This is a genomic window from Collinsella aerofaciens (assembly GCF_040926185.1).
GTDB classification, from domain to species: domain Bacteria; phylum Actinomycetota; class Coriobacteriia; order Coriobacteriales; family Coriobacteriaceae; genus Collinsella; species Collinsella aerofaciens_BC.
In genome coordinates, this window is sequence record NZ_JBCOIQ010000010.1 from 1 (window position 1) to 17,802 (window position 17,802).

Sequence of the window (17,802 nt, forward strand, 5' to 3'; positions counted from 1 at the left end):
GCGAAGATGCGCAAGGCGATGCGGGTGACCCAGAAGCAGGCCGCCGCGGGGCTCGGCCTGTCCGCGGCCACACTCGGGCACTTGGAACGGGGGAAACGGCGGTCGACGAAACTGGAGAGGAGGTATTACGAGCTCCTGTGCGAATTGGAGAGAGCGCTCCCGCAAACTGCCTCTTGACAACTTATAGGAGCGTCGGTTTTATTGCCTAAAACAGGTTGTGCTCAGCGGTTTTCGAATTTTCCCCGCACTTCGGAAAACACGGCAACACCGAGCGCCCTGAAGTGAAAATCGCTGCGAAGTAAGGCCAAGCAGCCACGCGTCAGTAAAGTTACGTGCGAACAGAAAAACGCCCGCAATTTCGTCTTTTCCCAACTGAGATGTAAGTTTTGACAGGCCGAATCTTACATCCAAGCAAAAAGAGGGCGGGATTGAAGGGGAGAATATAGAACGATGTCGTTTTCGGAGAGGAACATGCCCGTGACAGAGGCCGAACAGAACCAGATCTTCGATATCTACTATGAGATGCGGGGTCTCGCGGCAACGCTCCTTGCGGCGTCTCGCGGCGACCTACAGGATCCGGACAGAATCGTCGAATATGCCGCAGGCCAAATCGACCGCCTTGCCGATAATCTCGCGTCATGCATTACGGGGAAATTCAAGCAGAGGGCGGAATAGCTCTCGTTTTAGCGCTTTATGAATGAATTGTTTGGCTACCGGTCGAGAGGCCGCCTGCCGGCCCGCTCACAGAGACGGGTCGCAGGACATACACCACAAGTCGATTCTGAAATCCCGAGTTCACTCTTCGAAGAAGTCGGTATCGACCGCTTTAATCTCGTAGATCTGCCTCGTGCTCACTCCGACTCCGTAGTCGATCATAAGGCCGGCGAGGGCTGGGCCGTCGACGAGCACGACCGTTTGGCCTAGGAGCCCGTCAGCATATCTGCGAGCTTCCTTGGAGAACCGTGCCGTAGTGATGAACAGACCCTTGGATACGCCCTTACCGGAAAGGGCTCCGACGAACGCCTGCACCTCGGGGCGGCCAACCGTTCTCGAAGGGTCCCAGCGCTTGGCCTGATAGCAGATGGTGCCGAAGCCAAGGCGATCTTCGCGCACCACGCCGTCGATCCCTTCGTCGCCGCTCTTCCTGGTGACATCCGCATGGGATTCCAGGCTCTCCCCGTAGCCCATCGCCACGAGCAGTTTTCCCACCAGGTGCTCGAAGAAGTACGGGTCCTTGGCCATGATGGCGGAAATGAGATCATCGACGAGCGCATCCCTGATTTCGCTGTAGGCGGACTCCATGACCTCCTGGGGCGACTCCTGGTCCTCCTCAGTGGGCGTCGTGGGGGCCTCCGCCGAGGTCTTGGCCTTGCTGGCGGCCCGGTAGCCGTCCTTCCAGGCTTTGAACGACGGACACCGATCATAGAGCGCCTTGGCCGTGATGGGGCCGGGGTAATCGGCAAGGTACGACCTGCCGGCACCGGTGATGCGGTAGGTCCCCTTCCTCTCCCCGTATTCAAGGAGTTTGGCCTTCTCCAGGTCGGTGATTCCCCAATACACACGGTTGTAGAGCCTCAACTGCCCGCTCTTGAGGCGCTCGGCACGTTCATCACCTGTCATGTCGAACGCTGTCGCTACGGCTTCTTGAAGGTCGGAACCGGTCAGGCACCCATCGCCTTTCGCCAGTGTCTCAAGGATGGGCCGCATGGTCTCATGCCATTTGGGCATCGTCATCGCTACTCACCGACCTTTTCGGCATAGAGATTGAATAGATGGGAGACGATCTTGTTCTCGTCTCCATTGAAATCGACGCCGTAGGCCGATTCGATTGCCTCGTCGAGCTTGCCGTGGGCTTCGAACAGCTCTGGATACAGGAACTCGTCCGCCGGTTTATAGAGGTCGGCCAGGGACGCGCCGTGATACAGCCCCCTTGCAGAAAGCACCGCCTGACCGGCATCGATGATGGCTCGCCGTCCCTCATCGGTTAATTTCGGCAGGGGGAAGTTGTTCCACACGATGGTGTTCGAGAAACGGCAGTCGCTCTTGAGCTCGCCTCCGACCGCCTTCTGCCACGCCATGAAGACCCCTGATGAGATGATTCCGAACAGGAGACCATCGGGGTCGTCGGCGAAGAAACAGGCGTCCGTGGCGATTTCCCCGGATTCGCACCGTTTGACCGTGAAGTACTTTCGCCCACCGGAAAAGTGACGTGGGACGCAGAGGAACGGCCCGTCGGCCTTCCTCACCTCAGCATAGCGCCAGGGCTCATCAGCAAGCAGCCTCGTCGATGCTTTCTTCGAGGCCAAACGGAAATCTCGGACTCCCTGGACCCTCCCCCTCAAGATCGGGGATTTGGCGATATCCGATCTGGGCGCGTCCGCAAGCCACAAAGACCATCTTTCCTTGTTGTTAATCAACTCCTGGGCTCCCACACACGGGACTACATATTTTGCGGCGACGCTGTCGGAAATAACGTCCTCGTATTCTTCTCTTGTCTTAATCTGGAAGTATCCCCCATCCGCCGGTTTACCTCCGATGACCATAGGAGATACATCCTCAAACAGTGGTCTCATTTTCTTCTCAACAAAGACGTTCGGGGCGTCAAGCAGGTAACCGTTCAAATTGTTCGGATGCTCAATCGTCCTTTTGCCCCGATGATACGAGAAGGCAACAGGCTCCACGGGACCCTGGGAGAATCCAACGATGACTACGTGCACATGGGCCTCGTCGTCAGCCGCCGAATCCCATACGAAAGAACGGTGCGCGAAACTGACCCTCCATCCCGCGTCGAATAGGGGTCTGAAAAGGGATGGAACCGGCTGGCCCTGGCAAATCGAGTTCGTCGAGACAAACGAAAACTCCGCGTCAGTATTAACCAAATAATCGGCCGCTTTCCTATACCAGCATGTCGCATAGTCGAGATAGCCGTCGTAGCCCCGGCCCCAAACATACTTAAGGTCGTCCACCTGCTCATCGGTCCTTTGGGACTGCCCGATAAACGGCGGATTGCCGAGAACGTAGTTGACCTCATCACTTGGGACCACGTCGTTCCAGTCGATGCGGAGAGCGTTCGCGTTAACGATGCCCTCGTAGTCCCTGAGCGGCAACTCCTGATAGACGCGCTGCGTCACTTTTGCGGTGTCAGCGTCCGCCTGCTTCTCAGCGATCCAGAGCGCCGTGCGGGCAACGCAACAAGCGAAGTCCTCAAGCTCAATACCATGGAAGTTTTTTAGGTTAACCAGCACGTCGCGATCGCCGGAATCCTCAAAGCTGAACGACGTCTGCTCACCCTGGAGCTCGAAGAGGATACGATTCTCCAGCTGTCTCAGGCAGAGATAGCTTTCGGTGAGGAAGTTACCGGAACCGGCCGCTGGGTCGAGAATGGAGATGCTTCCGATCTTCTCGTGAAGGTCCTTGAGCGCACGGGTCCTCGCGCCGCCCGCGACGGGCTTAGCGCAGACCTCATCGAACTCGGCCTTGAGGCCGTCGAGAAAGAGCGGGTCTATGACCTTGTGAATGTTCTCGGGGCTCGTGAAGTGCTGGCCGTTTGCGCGGCGGTGGTCGTGGGACAGCGCGCCCTCGAAGATGGAGCCGAAGACCGTGGGGCTCACGCCCGACCAATCAAACTCCTGGCACCCCTCGACGATGAGCGTATGGCGGAAGTTCTCGGACAGGGGCGGAATCTCCGTCTTCTCGCGGAAGAGGCCGCCGTTCATGTAGGGCAGCTTCTTCAGCCAGGACTCGGCATACTTGTCGCGGTCCTCGTCCTTGGTGTCGAGCCAAACAAACAGGTCCTTGAGGCCGCGCCTGAGGTCACCCGCCGAGAAGTGGGCAACGTAGTCGCGGAAGGCGTTTGGGGCAACGAGCCCCGAGTCCTCACAGAACATCAAAAACATGAGGCGCGTCATGAGCACGGAGAGTGCATGGTGATTCTCGGGCGTGTTGGGGTCATCAAACGCCTCGGCGACCTGGTCATGAAGCTTTGACATGATCTTGCCGGCTTCGACCGAGACCGCGCGCGAGATCGTGGCCGGGGCATCAGTCCCGCCCTTGAGGAACTGGACGGCCGCGAGGTTCTTGGGAAGCTCCGCGAGCGGCAACTTGAAAAGAGGCTCTCGACATAGCGAATCCCGCTCGCGGTCGAAGACCCAAAACTCGGCAAAATTGCAAGCGATGATATAGCGCGGCTGCTGCGAGAGGGGCATGCCCTGGGCATAGGCGTTGCCCTGCTTCGCGGGCGTCACCTTGCGGCCCTGGCGCGTCTCCTCCTTGGCGAGATCGATTCCAAGCGACTTCTGCTCTACAAGGGTTTTTGCTGACGGAATGAAGACGTCGATATATCCCTCATGCGTGCTTGCGTCGGTGGAGACGGGCTTCTCGAACTCGAGCCTCGAGACTGCATCCTCCACACCCAGGACATTCTGATAGAAGTCGATCCAGAACCGCTGGGTGTCCTGGTTCTCATTTCCCTTGTTCGCCCACCTGCTGGCGAATGACTCCGCGTCAGATTTTTTACCGGCCATCCGGCCTCCTTGTATCGAAATTCATCGCTTTCGATTGTAGGGGAGGGGAGTCCGGTGACTCACCTATATAGCTCAGTAATGAATAATTGTTGTGGGCGGATGGGGGCGAAAATATGAATTGCGCCTCAAAGGGCGTCGGAGAACAGTCTTTCTTGGTGCTGACGTTTTCTCAATTTCGATTGGATTGATCTGTCTTGTCTTATTCGATTCAACATTGAGGCGTCATGGCATATGGAACCAGCGATTTCAATACGACGCAGATGAGTACGGGGACATACCCGGTTTTTGTTGTTTGGCTTAAGATTGAGCTGTTGCGACGTTATGAGTGCTTTTTCGGCGGTAGGCGTGTTTGCTTGCCGATGAATGATTTGATTGGAAGACCGTATGGACGTCAGGCTGCTTGGAAAGAAGAGCGAGGGTGAGGGTCTCGAGGCCGCAGTTCCTGTTGATTCGGCTCTTGCAGAGTTAAAAGACAAGAGCGATGAGCAACTGGCAGAGGCTCAGAAGTTTTTGATTGACTTTATGAAAAAAGTTGCTCGGTTAAAAGGGGTGAAGATTGATCGGGCCCATTTCCTCCACTCAGAGCTGAGGAAGAAGGGCGTCTATAAAGATGTCGTCGAGTTTGCAGTGGAAACGACTCCCGTTACCGCCGGAATTGATGCGGGCCTGATCGATAGAATCGCTAGAGATATTATTGATTTTGAGACAAAGAAGTCAACGGCTCTTTCCTTTGCAGCGGGTCTTCCCGGAGGTGTCGCGATGGCGGGCACCATTCCTGCCGATATTACGCAATACTACGTGCACGCATTTAGGATTATGCAGAAGCTGGCATACCTGTATGGCTGGCAGACCTTTTTTGAAGAATGCGACGACGTTGATGACGAGACTCTCTACGAAATGGCAGTGTTGCTCGGTGTGATGATGGGTGTAGGCAGCGCGAATTCGATGCTAACCGTAATCGCCAAAAACGCCCAAGAGGCGGTCGCGAAAAAGGTCGCTCGCCAGTCGTTAACCAAGACCAGTTGGTATCCGATCCTAAAGAAGCTCTTGAGTTTCATGGGTATCAAGATAACCAAGCAGACGGTGGGGGATGCTGCTGGCAAGGTCGTTATGGGCGTCGGCGGCATAATCTCTGGCACTGTCACTTTTTTAGGCCTTTCAAAAGGATCAGCGCGCTTATGTAGACAACTTAAGTGCTTGCCGCAGGCAAACGAGCGAATTCCCGGCACTGGATACCATGAAAAAGATGAGGCTGCGGTTGCCAAGAGGCGAGTCGACGTGGCGGAACCACTCTTCATCGAAAAGTTCGGATTCACCCCCATGTTCTACGGCTCTGTTGTTGAATATGCTGACCGGCTGGAGGAGTCGCTGGCGACTGGAGAGGCGAAGCTCGACGCATATAATCCGGACGTTATTCTTTGATGCTCGACGGAATTAGGCTGTGTACAACAGAGTTGTCGAGCAATCTAATGTGAACGTTGGATGATGCGGGCTATTTGCTGAAGCGGGGTTATAAGTTTTCACCCCGTTTCCACCCCCCCGGCTTGCCACCTCCATTGCTAGGTTCTCTAATCGCAAAATACTTTATCGATAGTGGAAATATCTTGCCGGTGTATCTTGGTGCGAAGGGATGCTTTGAGGCACCTCTGCAATGTATGGTTCGCTTGATTAGGGGGCGTTATGGCCAAAGGCATTATTTACGTGATGGAGACCGTTGTCCCCGGTCTCGTGAAGATTGGCAAGACCGGCACCGGTAACTTCGAGGGGCGTATGTACTCGCTTGAGCGCAACGGATACTTCAATGTTGTCGGCCTGAAGCGCCGGTTTGCCATCGAGGTCGAGGACTATGACGAGAAGGAGGCACTGCTCGACGAGATCTTCTCGAAGGCGCGTGTGCCGGGCTCGGAACTCTTTGCTCTCGATATTGACTTAGTGATTCAGCTTCTTGCGTCCTTTGACGGAAGGCAGGTGTATCCCGAGGCCGAGACCCGCGAGGAGTCCTTTGACCAGGCGACCGAAAAACGCCATATGAAGGATGACTGGACCTCCATCCCTGATGAAACCTATCACCTGAAGCAGACCCGTAAGGGCAAGGGCACAGCTGTGGCTCAGATGGTTGTTGAGGACGGTGCGTTTATCGTTAAGGCCGGTGCGAAATGTCTGCCGGTTAACGAGGGGGTCGTCTGGACCCCCGAGCCACGTCGTACGGCACCGATCGTGGACGGCGTGCTGCAGGCGGATGTGGTGACGAAATCGCCTTCGACTGCTGGTTGGGTTGTGCTTGGCGGCTCTAATAACGGATGGAATGTTTGGAAGAGCGCCGCCGGAAAGACGTTGGATGAGTACCGAAAACATATGGGGAGCTAGTTCTTTGACATTATTTGCCGAGAGGGAAACGAGATGAGGGGCGTCTGTGTTTGGCAAGAAGCGCTGGGCGATTTTTATCATATTGGCCGTTTCGGTCGTTTTGTTTATATTGGCAAGACCATTTCCTGCTGTGCAGGCTCATAAGAGCGCTTTTACTGTGTGGTCTCAGGAAGACGGAACTCTCTACATATGCAACCGGTCCGAGAGGCCCGAGGAGGGATCGACTTTCAAGAAAGCTCGAGTGTCGAAAGTCGAGGATCTTGACCTCAAAGAGAAAAAGTCCCGTAGCCTGTTGGATGACAATGCCGCTTTACTCGTAAGGCGTGTTGTCGTATTGGATCGGCTGAGCCCGAAGTATTGTGCGGAGTGGTTTAGCGATTTTAGGAACTGCAAGAGTTTTGATTTAGAAAAGCTCGACACATCGAAAACCAAAAGCTTCAGCCAAATGTTTAATGGCTGCGAAAATGTGGAAGAGCTTGATTTGGGCAATTTCAAGGGGGAAGCGGCCCGAGATTTCTCTTGGATGTTTTGTTGCTGCTATAACCTGGAATCGATAGATTTAAGCTCCCTTGTTGCGTCTGAGGGCGTCGACTTTAGTCATATGTTCTTTGGCTGTTCGGCACTCGATGAGCTCGAGATTGATTCAATTAAGCCAGTTAAGGGCGAAGACTTTACGGATATGTTCGCAAACTGTGGCGTTCTCGAACTTGATTGTAGCGACTGGAAGGCTGCTTGCGGTGCCACGGCAGCAGGTTTTGACTATGACGCCCCCGGGGTAATTCAGCCCGAGTGGATCGAGAGGGCTGCCGCCTGGCAACCGGGTAGCGTTTCTTCAAGCAGCGAGAGTGGGGTTCTGGCTGATACCTGCAAGGCCCCCGGCTGTACTAATTCCCCTAAGAACAAGTGCGGGTACTGCAACTCCCATCACTTGGAGTACTGTGATGACCCTTATTGCTCGACAGGGCGGTGCAAGCACATCGGCTGCGATAGTCCGGCCCAGCAGGGATCAAACGGGTACTGCTGGGTGCATAAAGATGAACAGGCGAGGCAGGAGCGCGAAAGAGCTTACGGTTCGGAGAACAGCCATTCAAGTCAGTGTAAGGTCGCTTATTGTGATCGTCCGGTTTATAGAAACGGCTACTGCTCATACCATTACGTTGAATGATAATTGCTGAAGCTGTTCTTAGTAATTTGGTGCTTGATTATCGTAGGGCTTCTTGTGAAGGCTCCGTCCCTGGATGTAAATGTTCGGGGACGGAGCCGTTAACTGATGGAGGCCGTGTGTAGGTGGGATGGGGCGAAAATATCTTTAGAAATCTTTTTCACCCCTTTTTCACCCCTTCGCGGAGTGTCGAGGAGTCAAGAAAACAAAAAAGCTCAGAAGCAATTATGCTTCTGAGCTGCACTAATGCAATGGAGCCAGCGACCGGGCTCGAACCGGTGACCCCCGCTTTACGAGAGCGGTGCTCTACCAACTGAGCTACGCTGGCGGCCATGTGGTGACGCAACTGAGGCGTCAACGGCTGTCTATGATACGGGACATCGCAAATCCGCGCAAGGGTTCTGGCGGCTTTTCTCACTTTAAATGCACTAATATTAGAGGCGTGATGTCTGCGACGTCCATTTGGCGCTTGACCTGCTGTTGGGTTGGTGGCTGACGTCCCGCTCGTATGGGTCTCAAACAGAATGGGGCAGCCATGGCTCAACCCAAGATCCTTCTCACGCGTATCGATGACTGTTTCATTTACGGGCAAGACGTTGAGCTGTGGAACGAGGCCGTGGGCTCCAACCTTGTCCTAATCGTCAACGATGAGATCGCGGCGGATTCGCGCCAATGGGCACCCATGAGGGTAGCGGTGCCAGAAGGCGTTTGGACACGGTTTTTCTCGGTGCAAAGGACCGTCGACATCATTCATACCGCAACGCCGCGCCAGTTGATTCTGATTATGGTGGCCTCACCCGCCGATGCGCTCGCGCTGGTTAAGGGTGGTGTGCCGATCACCAAGATCAGCATTGGGCATATGCAGACAGGGGGGGCAAGCGCCCCATAACGCCCGCGGTTGCCGTGAGCGACGCAGACGTTGCTGCCCTCAAAGAACTGCAGGCGCTCGGCATAGAGCTAGAAATCCGCCATCTCCCCAGCTCCAATCCCGACCCCATCCAACTAGTCATTTAAGAACGTCCCCAATGACTAGGTAGCAAAGCGCCCGTCGGCGGTGGTGCCGGCGGGCGCTGCTGTGCGATATGTCACGTTGCGGGCTTAGTGCCTCATAAAGTGGTATTCGATCACATTGCTGTAGGGGTGACCCGGGCCCACAATGCCCTGTGGGAACAGCGGCTGGTGCGGCGTGTCGGGGTACATCTCTGCCTCGAGGGCAAAGCCGGCGCCCCAGCTATAGTTAGCATCGTCCTTGGCGTGCTCGTCGCCCAGCCAGTTGCCGGTGTAGAGCTGCACGCCCGGGGCGGTGGTGTAGTAGTCCAGCTCACGACCGGTCCACATCTCCTCGACGTGCATCGCGCGGCGCAGATTACGGCCGTACTGATAGCCATCGATGCACAGACAGTGATCGTAGCCACGGGCCTGCTTAATCTGCGGGTCATCGGCTTCCATGCCAGGAGCGACAGGGCGCAGCTCGCGGAAGTCAAACGGCGTGCCCTCGACCGGAGCAATCTCGCCGGTGGGGATGTTCTGCTCGTTGATGGGCAGGTAGTGGGCAGCGTTGGCAATAAAGAAGTGCTCACAGTCCATGCCGGCGTTATGACCGGCAAGGTTAAAGTACGTGTGGTTGGTCATGGACACGTAGGTGGCGCGGTCGCTCTCGCAGCCATACTCGATGCGAAAGACGCCGGTGCGTGTAACGGTAAACACGGCCGTAAAGGTGCGGTTGCCGGGGAGACCCAGCTCGCCATCCTCAAGCGAGGTGGTCATGCGAACGGCGTTGTGAGTCTCGTCGAGTTCAACGTCCCACACGCGCTTGTGCAGACCATGCTCAAGGTCGCTGTGCAGGTTGTTGGCGCCTTCGTTGGCCGGCATATGCCAGTCCGTGCCAGCGATAGTGATCGTGGCACCTGCAGTGCGGTTGGCCACGGGGCCGATGGTCGCGCCAAAGCAGGCGGGGTTGTCAAAGTAATCCTCGAGCTTATCGAAGCCCAGCACCACATCGCGCACGTTGCCGGGAATGTCGGGCACATCGATACCCAGCACGGTGGCACCATAGTCCATAATGCGAACGCAGATCTCGGGCCCGTTGAGGGTGTAACGATGAACGGGGGTACCGCACGGCGCGGTGCCGAAAAGCTCGGAAGTGATCATTTGGTTCCTAACATCGAGGTATTTCCGACAAACTGTAGCGCGAACACGCGAGATTATCACTACACCCCACTAAAGCAGGGGGTATTTTTCTCAAAAAAGTGATGATTGGAGCTGTGCGGGCGTTCATTTTTGACGCGCACGGGTCTGATACAATTTGTTCGTTACTGTTTGAATGATATGCACGCATAGAACGGCGAGGATTCATCGTGATTAAGGCAGAGCGACAGGATAGGGTTCGCCAGCTGCTCGATGAGCAGGGCACGGTTTCGGTTAAGGAGATTTCGGATGCGTTAGGTGTCTCGGACATGACGATCCGTCGCGACCTTGAGGAGCTTGCGAGCCTAGGCGAGATCGAGCGTGTGCACGGCGGAGCCCGCAGTGCACAGGGCCGTCCCCACGCTATGCTGCGCCACGAGTACTCGCACAGCGAAAAGCGCACCAAGCATGCCGAGGAAAAGCTGCAGATCGCGCGCCGTGCTGTGGAGCTTATCGAGGAGGGCTCGACCATCTTTTTGGGTACGGGCACCACGGCTGAGCAGATGGCCTCGATGCTGCCGGCGTTTCGCCTGCGCATTGTGACCAATTCGCTTTCGGTGTTTAACCTGCTCGAGGCGCGCGAAGACTGCGACCTGTGCCTCGTGGGCGGCATGTATCGCCGCCGCACCGCCGCCTTTGTGGGGCCCATGGCCGAGGATACCCTGCGCGCGCTGGGAATCGACGCAGCCTATATCGGCGCCAACGGCATTTTGGACGGAGACGTGTCCACGTCTAACATGGAAGAGGGCCGCATCCAGCAGCTCGCCTTTAGCAAGGCCGACTCGCGCTATCTGATCGCCGACTCCAGCAAGATCGGCAAGCGCGACTTCTACACCTTCTGCCGCCTGGACAGTTTGGACGCCGTGGTGTGCGAGCCGGGTATTACCGCCGAAGATCGTGCCGCCATCGAGGAACACACGCAGGTCATTTGCTAACTAGCGTAGCAGGCGATACTTCTGCCCTCTGCCGGTGCCTTCAACTGTCGCCAGGCCTGTCTCAACGAGTTTTTTGAGGATGCGAAGAAGCTTCGAGCGACTAAAGGTGACTTTGGCCGCAAGCTCGCTTGTCGATTGAGGGTGTACTCCGCTCAGCAGTCCGAATACGATAAGTTCGTCGCCTTTGAGCCCCGGGTTATCCATGAGTAGGGGAAGTGTTACCACAATGGCGTTATCCGAAACTTGAAACCGGGGCTTTCTGACGCTGTCCTTATAGGTATCGCGAATTCGCATGATGCCCGTTCCGAAGGCTTCGATAAGACCCAGGCGCAAAAAGACTTCGGCAAGAATACGATTGCGTCTAACGGATAGCATGTCGGACAGATATTCATCGACGGTCATGCTTGCCGGCAAGCCGCCGGGCGAAGCGACTTCCACACGGTCGTCGAACATCGAGATGCGGATGTGTGCGGGCGCATCCCAAGTCCTATGAACGACTGCATTGGTAATGGCCTCGCGGAATGCTTCGAGCGGAATGAGCTCCTTGCGGATCCGCTCCATCCCCTGGATCTCTTCGTAGCAGTACTGGGCTTCGAAAAGCTCAAGGGCTCCGTCAATTTCCGCTAGAACGGATGCATGTTCAAGAGTCTTGCGCTGCTTAATGAGGTTGATAGTTTCACCAAACACTGCGATGTCGATACCCGGGAAGCCATTCTCGTCCGCGAGCAGCTCTGCCGCGTTGTTGTAGGTTCCGGTTTCATCAAGCAGGCCAAGGGTTTTGAGAGTATCGGTTGTGAATGACTGAAGCGAAAGTTTTGCTGTTAGACGATTCTCTAAAACGGTGAAAGATAAATCTTGTTTGTTTGCCGGGAGCTGCTCAAAGGAGAGGTTTTGACCCTCGAGTACAAGACGCGAAAGGCCTAGGGTATCAACTGGAATGGTCGCGGTGTCATTGCGCTTGTATGCCTTCGAGCGGTATAGGTAAGGCTTCGATCTGCCGGGAAAGACCGTAAGCTCCACGGTTGCATCGGGCTCGTCGATCTTTAGGGAGTAATCGGGCTGGGGGATGATCGAATCGTTAATCTTGTTTTCGATATCCAGGCAGGTCTGCTTGGGGTCATCGAGGCCAACGGCTTCTCCGTCGTCGTTAATTCCAAATAGAACGCGTCCTCCCGTGCCATTTGCATAAGCGGAGACGGTTTTAAGGAACGAATTGGTGACGCATTCCTTGAATTCAAGATCTTTGGATTCTTGCATTGTGATGCTCCGTTTCGCTTCAATTTGACGTGAAAAATAACACGTAAAAATTTTACACGTCATTTTACGCGTCAAAATTATGACACGAAAAAATTTGCGTGTCATTATGCGCGTCAAAGTGACGCGAAATGACGCGCAAACGCGAATGCATTGGCATTCTGAACAATAACGGAGTTTGTAAGCCTGGGGCTTGATTGGGCTAACGCATGGAATTATCCGTATTCTCGAACACGCTTTCGGTATCATTTTGGCATTAAAAGATACCGAAGTGTGTTCGTGATGCCGATAATAATTAAGAAAGAGGAGCGCTTCGTAGCTGCCTGGAAAGTGAGGATTTGACCATCTGATTGTCTCGATCTGTAACAACTAGGCGATCAAATGCTCGTTAGATGTTACAGATTTAGATTTTCTGCCTGGCCGATTCCGTTTGTCTCAATCTGTAACAACTGGGACCGAAAAGCTCGGCTAGATGTTACAGATCGAGATTGAGCGGATTGACCTGTGCGTTTGTCTCGATCTGTAACAGGTAGATGGTCAAAAGTGGGCTAGGTGTTACAGATTTAGATTATTCGGACCGGCCTGCGCGTTCGTCTCAATCTGTAACAATTAGGACCGAAAATCCCAGCTAGATGTTACAGATCGAGACGAATGATCCGCTCGGGCCCACCAAAAACAAAAAGGCCGCATACGAACCCGTGGAGGGATTCGCATGCGGCCGACAGGGGGTATGCGGCAAAAGTTAGGCCATAAGCAGGCCGGTCTCCGCGACGTTCTTGTACCAGTACGCGCTCGCCTTGGGATAGCGCTTCTGGGTCTCAAAGTCGATGTAGAACAGGCCATAACGCTTGTTGTAGCCGTTGGTCCAGGAGAACTGGTCCTGCAGCGACCACACAAAGTAACCGTCGACGTTTACGCCGCCGTCGATTGCCTTGAGGATCCATGCGAGATGCTGACGCATGTAATCGATACGAGGGGCGTCGTCAATAAAGCCGTCCTCAAAGTCGTCCTTATAGCCCATGCCGTTCTCGGTAATGTAGATCTTCTTGTAGTTGGGGTAATCGTTCTTAATGCGGAGCAGCAGGTCGTAGAGGCCCTCGGGATAGATAATCCAGTCCCAATCGGTGGTGGGTACGCCTTCGCGCACGCATGACTCGCCCACTCCCTTGAGGAACCAGCGCGAGGAGCCCTTGTCGCCGGTGCCATTGTGGTTGATGTCGTTTTCGCCCTCGGCAGCACGCAGGAACTGGCACTTGTAGGTGTTGACGCCCAAGCAATCGTTGTAGGGGAGCGCGGCGGTCAGCGCGGCGATGTCCTCGTCGCGGACGTCGAGCTCGCCGCCGGCGATATGGGCCAGCTTGGTCGCAGCCTCCATGGTGTCGGCTGCATAGTGGCCGCGGAAGGTAGCGTCGAGTACCCAGCGGTTGTTGATGACGTCGGCCATGCGAGCTGCCTCGCAGTCGGCGGCGTTGTTGGGATCGAGGGGATACTTGGGCTCCAGGTTCTGGACAATGCCGATCTCGCCCTCAAAGCCGCCCTCATGGAAGGCGACGACAGCCTTGGCGTGGGCCACCATCATGTTGTGCATGAGCTGGAAGGCCTTGTCCAGGCGGTACTTCTCGCCGTGCGGCCAGTTGCCGACGATAAAGCTGCCCTCGGCGGTCGCGGGAATCTCGTTAAAGGTAAACCAGTGCTTGACCTCGGTGAACTCGGCAAAGCAGAACTTGGCGTACTCGACAAAGGCGTCGATCGTCGTGCGCGTCAGGAAACCCTCGCCGCCGTTCTGGTAAAAGGCCTCGGGCGTATCGAAGTGATCGAGCGTGACATAGGGGATAACGCCGGCTTTATTGCAGGTGGCAAAGAGCTCGTGATAGAAGGCAACACCCTCGGGGTTGATCTCGCCAGTGCCGTTGGGGAAGATGCGGCTCCAAGCGATGGAGACGCGGATACCGTTGATGCCGAAGCGCTGGCACAGGTCGATATCGACCGGGTACTTGTTGTAGAAATCGCTTGCGGGATCGGGGGAGAAGCGACCCTGGGCTGCCAGGAAATCGTCCCAGGGCACTTTGCCCTTGCCGTGCGTACGGGTCTCGCCCTCAACCTGGTAAGCAGCGGTGGCGCCGCCAAACACAAAGCCGTCGGGGAACTGCATGGGGTTGGTCATGAGTCATCCTTTCTGTGGGATACGAATAGGGAGAGGTGCCCGAACCGGGAATCCGGGCACCAACAGAGGGAGGAACTAGTCGAGGTTCTCGCGGAGCCACTTGATGGCGCCAGCGGGGTCGCGAGTAAGGTCGATATATTCCTTACCGCGGGGAGCGAGCAGCTTAATGCCCAGGCGATCGGTGTCGGCCTTCATGTCGTTGTAGTAGCTACGAACCTGCGGGGCGAGCACGATGACGTCGTACTGATCCATGATGGCAGTGTGCTGACCATAGGCGCCTGCGGAGGAAGCGATGTTCTCTCCGGTCTGCGCAGCACCTTCCTTGATGGCGTTGGCAAGCATGGCAGAGGTGCCGGCGCCGGCGCACAGGACGAGGACCTTCAGGCCATCGACGTCCTTCTTAGCGGATGCGTCGGCGGCGGGCTCGGGCTGGTCGGCAACAGGCTTGCTGTCGGCGGCAGCGGCGGTCGGCTCGACGGAAGCGGCGGTCTGCTCGGCAGCGGGCGCAGAGGCGTTGGCGGCGATGGAAGCAGCACCATCGGACTCGAGGCCCAGCTCGGCGGCGCGCTCGGCCTCCTGGTCGCAGAGCAGCTTATCGTATGCCTTCAAGAACGGCAGGTAGATGATGGCGTCCAGCAAGATGATGATCGCGACAAATACCAAGGCGATAAGCTGGAAGTTCGTGGTGATGAAAATGCCGATGGGGGCGGGGGTGGCCCAAGGCACCACGAAGGAGAAGCCGTTCATGCCTACGTTATCGATAAAGAACTTGGCAACACTTACGTTGACGCAGCCGGCGGCAACAAAGGGGACGAGCATGTAGGGGTTAAGGATCATCGGCGCGCCAAAGAGCAGCGGTTCGTTGACGGCGAAGGCAACAGGAACAATCGAGGCCTTACCGACGGCTTTGAGCTGCTTGGACTTCATAAAGAGAATCAGCAGAAGTGGCACGATGAATGTGGCGCCGGTGCCGCCGAACTCGCCCACGAGCGACATGTTAAAGGTGAGGGAGTGGGCGGGGTGGCCACCGGCCAGCAGAACCTGCAGGTTCTCGGCCTGGTTGGCAAGACGGATGGGGTCGATGCCCGGCTGGACGATCGAGGGGCCGTGGACGCCGATGAACCAGAAGAACGCGGTGGCTGCCTGGATAAGGATAAGGCCAGGATAGGTTTCTGCAGCGGTAAAGAGCGGGGAGAGCAGTTTGATAAGCAGCTCGGAGAACGGAACGCCCATGAGGTTGCGCACGACGACATCGATGATGCCGCAGATGATGACGGCGCCGCCAAAGGGGATGATGTCGCGGAAGTTCTGAGCGATGGCGCCCGGGACCTCCTTGGGCAGCTTAATGGTCAGATCGCGCGAGACACAGAACTTATAGACCCACACGGTAATGAACGCGGCGATATAGGCAGAGAACAGACCGCGCGTACCCATGCTGGTGCAATCGAAAACCGAAAGCTCAGCACCGTTGAGCTTGGTGGTGAACTGCGTAACAGCGAGCAGCAGCATGCTGCACTGGGCGGCCACCATGGTGGAACCGTCGTTGAGCACCTTGCCGGCGGGCATGCGACGGTTCATGGAAGCCGTGAAGTTCTTGGCGGTGGTGCCGGCAACCATGATGCCCATGACGCCCATGGTGAAGTTGTACAGCTTGTTGCACCAGTCGATGAGCGGCTGGGGCAGCGTGATGCCAACTACGCCGGGAAGGGTGGCGATCAGCAGAAAGATCGAAGAGGTAAGGACGATGGGCATGCACCCAAGGAATCCGTCTTTGATGGCCTGGAGGTAGATGTTCCTCGAGATCTTCTCGAAGAACGGTTGATGCTTTTCGAGCATCTTTACGATGGCGTCCATAGAGCTCCTTTGCTACTTGATGCGCGATGCATGTGGATGGAACTGGTCGTCGATGGATGGTCAGGATTGCCCGGAAACCTTCCTGCTCAAGGAAGGCATTGCGAAATGACAACGTTGTCATTTCGTTAATGACAACGTAAGACATTTTTCGAAGAGCAACAAGGATTTACAGGTGAACGGTCGATATCGTCCGATAAACGGCTGATTTATCAGTCAGGCAGGTAGTGTATGCTAGAACACAAAAAAACAAGCGATGCAAAACCGACTGGAGAAGTAGTGGCAACGATGGACAAGAAAAATGTCTCAATGAACGATGTGGCGATTGCTGCGGGTGTTTCTCTCAAGACGGTTTCGCGTGTGATCAACGAGCCCGATAGCGTGCGAGAGTCGACACGCGATAGGGTCCATGCGGCCATGGAGGCGCTTGGGTTCCGGGCGAACTTTGCCGCGCGTTCACTCAAGTTGGGTCGTTACGGGTGCATCGGCGTGGTGCTGTTCCACTTGTCGGGCGGTGCCGTGGACATGATTGACGGTATTGCCGATGCCGCCGAAGAGCGAGGCTTTGCGCTCACGATGATTAAGAAGTGCGGAGGTGAGAAGATGACTCTTGCCGATGCGGCGCGTAGGATGTCGCAGCTGCCTGTTGATGGCATGATCTTCAACCTGCGTCAGATGGTCGATGACTTTGATAGCTTTGAGGCGCCGAAAGACCTCAAGACGGTGATTATCACACCGATGGAGCATCCTACCTGCTCCACCGTCAGTGACGATCAAGAGGGCGGCGCTCGTATGGCGTGCGAGTACTTCTTGAATCGCGGGCACAAGAACGTGTACTTCGTCTCTGGTAAGAAAGAGTCGCTGTCGAGCCAGTGCCGTATGAAAGGTTGGCGTGCGGCACTCGAGACGCGTGGCATTGAGCCGCCCGAGCCTCTGCAAGGCGATTGGAATGCGGATAGTGGCTATGCTGCGGGCCTTGTGCTTGCCGATAAACCCGATTGCACGGCGGTCCTCGCGGCTAACGACTGCATGGCAAACGGCGTGATGATGGCTCTACGTGACAAAGGGCTCAGTGTGCCCGACGACGTGTCCGTGATCGGCTTCGACGATGAGCTCTACAAGACGATTCCCAACTCGATTCTGACGTCGGTGAAGTTTCGCCACCGCGAGCTGGGCATCCGTGCGCTTAACGAGGTCGTCGCAGGTCTGGAAGCCCCGAGCTCCAGAAGCCGTACGCTCGTCTCGGGTGTGTTGGTCGAGCGCGCGAGCGTGCGGGATTTGCGGGCGTAGACGTGCTCGGCCTGCTCGTCTAAGTCTGTAACAGGTGGGACCCGAAAACTCGGCTAGATGTTACAGATT

General features: G+C 56.0%; 13 protein-coding genes, 1 tRNA gene and 1 pseudogene. 8 read left to right on the top strand and 7 right to left on the bottom strand.

The genetic code is table 11. The features are described 5' to 3' along the window. The first annotated feature begins 6 nt into the window (after positions 1–6). Positions 7–177, top strand: a complete 171-nt coding sequence (locus AB5750_RS05735) for a helix-turn-helix domain-containing protein (RefSeq protein WP_368146262.1) — start codon at positions 7–9, stop codon at positions 175–177. A 300-nt stretch (positions 178–477) separates the two neighbouring features. Continuing rightward, a complete protein-coding gene (locus AB5750_RS05740; protein WP_368145791.1) occupies positions 478–675 on the top strand; it encodes a hypothetical protein in 198 nt (65 codons plus the stop codon). 120 nt (positions 676–795) lie between these two features. Here the strand turns inward: AB5750_RS05740 and AB5750_RS05745 are convergent, their stop codons facing one another. Both AB5750_RS05745 and AB5750_RS05750 read right to left on the bottom strand, forming a co-directional pair. Next, entirely contained in the window at positions 796–1,734 is a 939-nt protein-coding gene (locus tag AB5750_RS05745) for a restriction endonuclease (RefSeq protein WP_368145792.1), read from the bottom strand. A 2-nt stretch (positions 1,735–1,736) separates the two neighbouring features. Continuing rightward, positions 1,737–4,523: a class I SAM-dependent DNA methyltransferase gene (locus tag AB5750_RS05750; RefSeq protein WP_368145793.1), complete on the bottom strand. Its 2,787-nt coding sequence runs from the start codon at positions 4,521–4,523 to the stop codon at positions 1,737–1,739. Positions 4,524–4,907: 384 nt separating this feature from the next. On the opposite strand from AB5750_RS05750, the gene AB5750_RS05755 reads away from it, so the two are divergent. The 3 genes from AB5750_RS05755 (at position 4,908) to AB5750_RS05765 (ending at position 8,055) form a co-directional block, all read left to right on the top strand. Further along, entirely contained in the window at positions 4,908–5,945 is a 1,038-nt protein-coding gene (locus AB5750_RS05755) for a hypothetical protein (RefSeq protein ID WP_368145794.1), read from the top strand. 258 nt (positions 5,946–6,203) lie between these two features. Next, positions 6,204–6,890, top strand: coding sequence for a DUF4357 domain-containing protein (locus AB5750_RS05760; protein WP_368145795.1), 687 nt, complete (start codon positions 6,204–6,206; stop codon positions 6,888–6,890). Positions 6,891–6,936: 46 nt separating this feature from the next. Next, positions 6,937–8,055, top strand: a complete 1,119-nt coding sequence (locus AB5750_RS05765) for a BspA family leucine-rich repeat surface protein (RefSeq protein ID WP_368145796.1) — start codon at positions 6,937–6,939, stop codon at positions 8,053–8,055. Positions 8,056–8,304: 249 nt separating this feature from the next. On the opposite strand, the gene AB5750_RS05770 is transcribed toward AB5750_RS05765, so the two are convergent. Then, positions 8,305–8,380, bottom strand: a tRNA-Thr gene (locus AB5750_RS05770). A gap of 207 nt (positions 8,381–8,587) precedes the next feature. On the opposite strand from AB5750_RS05770, the pseudogene AB5750_RS05775 reads away from it, so the two are divergent. Beyond that, positions 8,588–9,066, top strand: a pseudogene (locus AB5750_RS05775) (PTS sugar transporter subunit IIB). Between the two features lie 84 nt (positions 9,067–9,150). Here the strand turns inward: AB5750_RS05775 and AB5750_RS05780 are convergent. Then, on the bottom strand, positions 9,151–10,203 hold the full coding sequence (locus tag AB5750_RS05780) for an aldose epimerase family protein (protein ID WP_368145797.1): 1,053 nt from the start codon (positions 10,201–10,203) through the stop codon (positions 9,151–9,153). Between the two features lie 206 nt (positions 10,204–10,409). On the opposite strand from AB5750_RS05780, the gene AB5750_RS05785 reads away from it, so the two are divergent. Further along, the gene (locus AB5750_RS05785) at positions 10,410–11,174 is read left to right on the top strand and encodes a DeoR/GlpR family DNA-binding transcription regulator (protein WP_368145798.1); all 765 of its coding nucleotides are present in this window, start codon (positions 10,410–10,412) and stop codon (positions 11,172–11,174) included. Here AB5750_RS05785 and AB5750_RS05790 read toward each other — a convergent pair whose 3' ends face one another. The 3 genes from AB5750_RS05790 to AB5750_RS05800 form a co-directional block, all read right to left on the bottom strand. Next, the gene (locus AB5750_RS05790) at positions 11,175–12,431 is read right to left on the bottom strand and encodes an ATP-binding protein (protein WP_138340180.1); all 1,257 of its coding nucleotides are present in this window, start codon (positions 12,429–12,431) and stop codon (positions 11,175–11,177) included. A gap of 739 nt (positions 12,432–13,170) precedes the next feature. Beyond that, the gene (gene lacG, locus AB5750_RS05795; RefSeq protein WP_260699522.1) at positions 13,171–14,592 is read right to left on the bottom strand and encodes a 6-phospho-beta-galactosidase; all 1,422 of its coding nucleotides are present in this window, start codon (positions 14,590–14,592) and stop codon (positions 13,171–13,173) included. A 75-nt stretch (positions 14,593–14,667) separates the two neighbouring features. Then, positions 14,668–16,446, bottom strand: coding sequence for a PTS lactose transporter subunit IIBC (locus AB5750_RS05800; protein WP_368145799.1), 1,779 nt, complete (start codon positions 16,444–16,446; stop codon positions 14,668–14,670). A gap of 285 nt (positions 16,447–16,731) precedes the next feature. Here AB5750_RS05800 and AB5750_RS05805 point away from each other — a divergent pair, with 285 nt between their 5' ends. Beyond that, positions 16,732–17,733 (top strand): LacI family DNA-binding transcriptional regulator, encoded by a 1,002-nt coding sequence (locus tag AB5750_RS05805; RefSeq protein ID WP_368145800.1) that lies wholly within the window; start codon positions 16,732–16,734, stop codon positions 17,731–17,733. Positions 17,734–17,802: the final 69 nt, after the last annotated feature.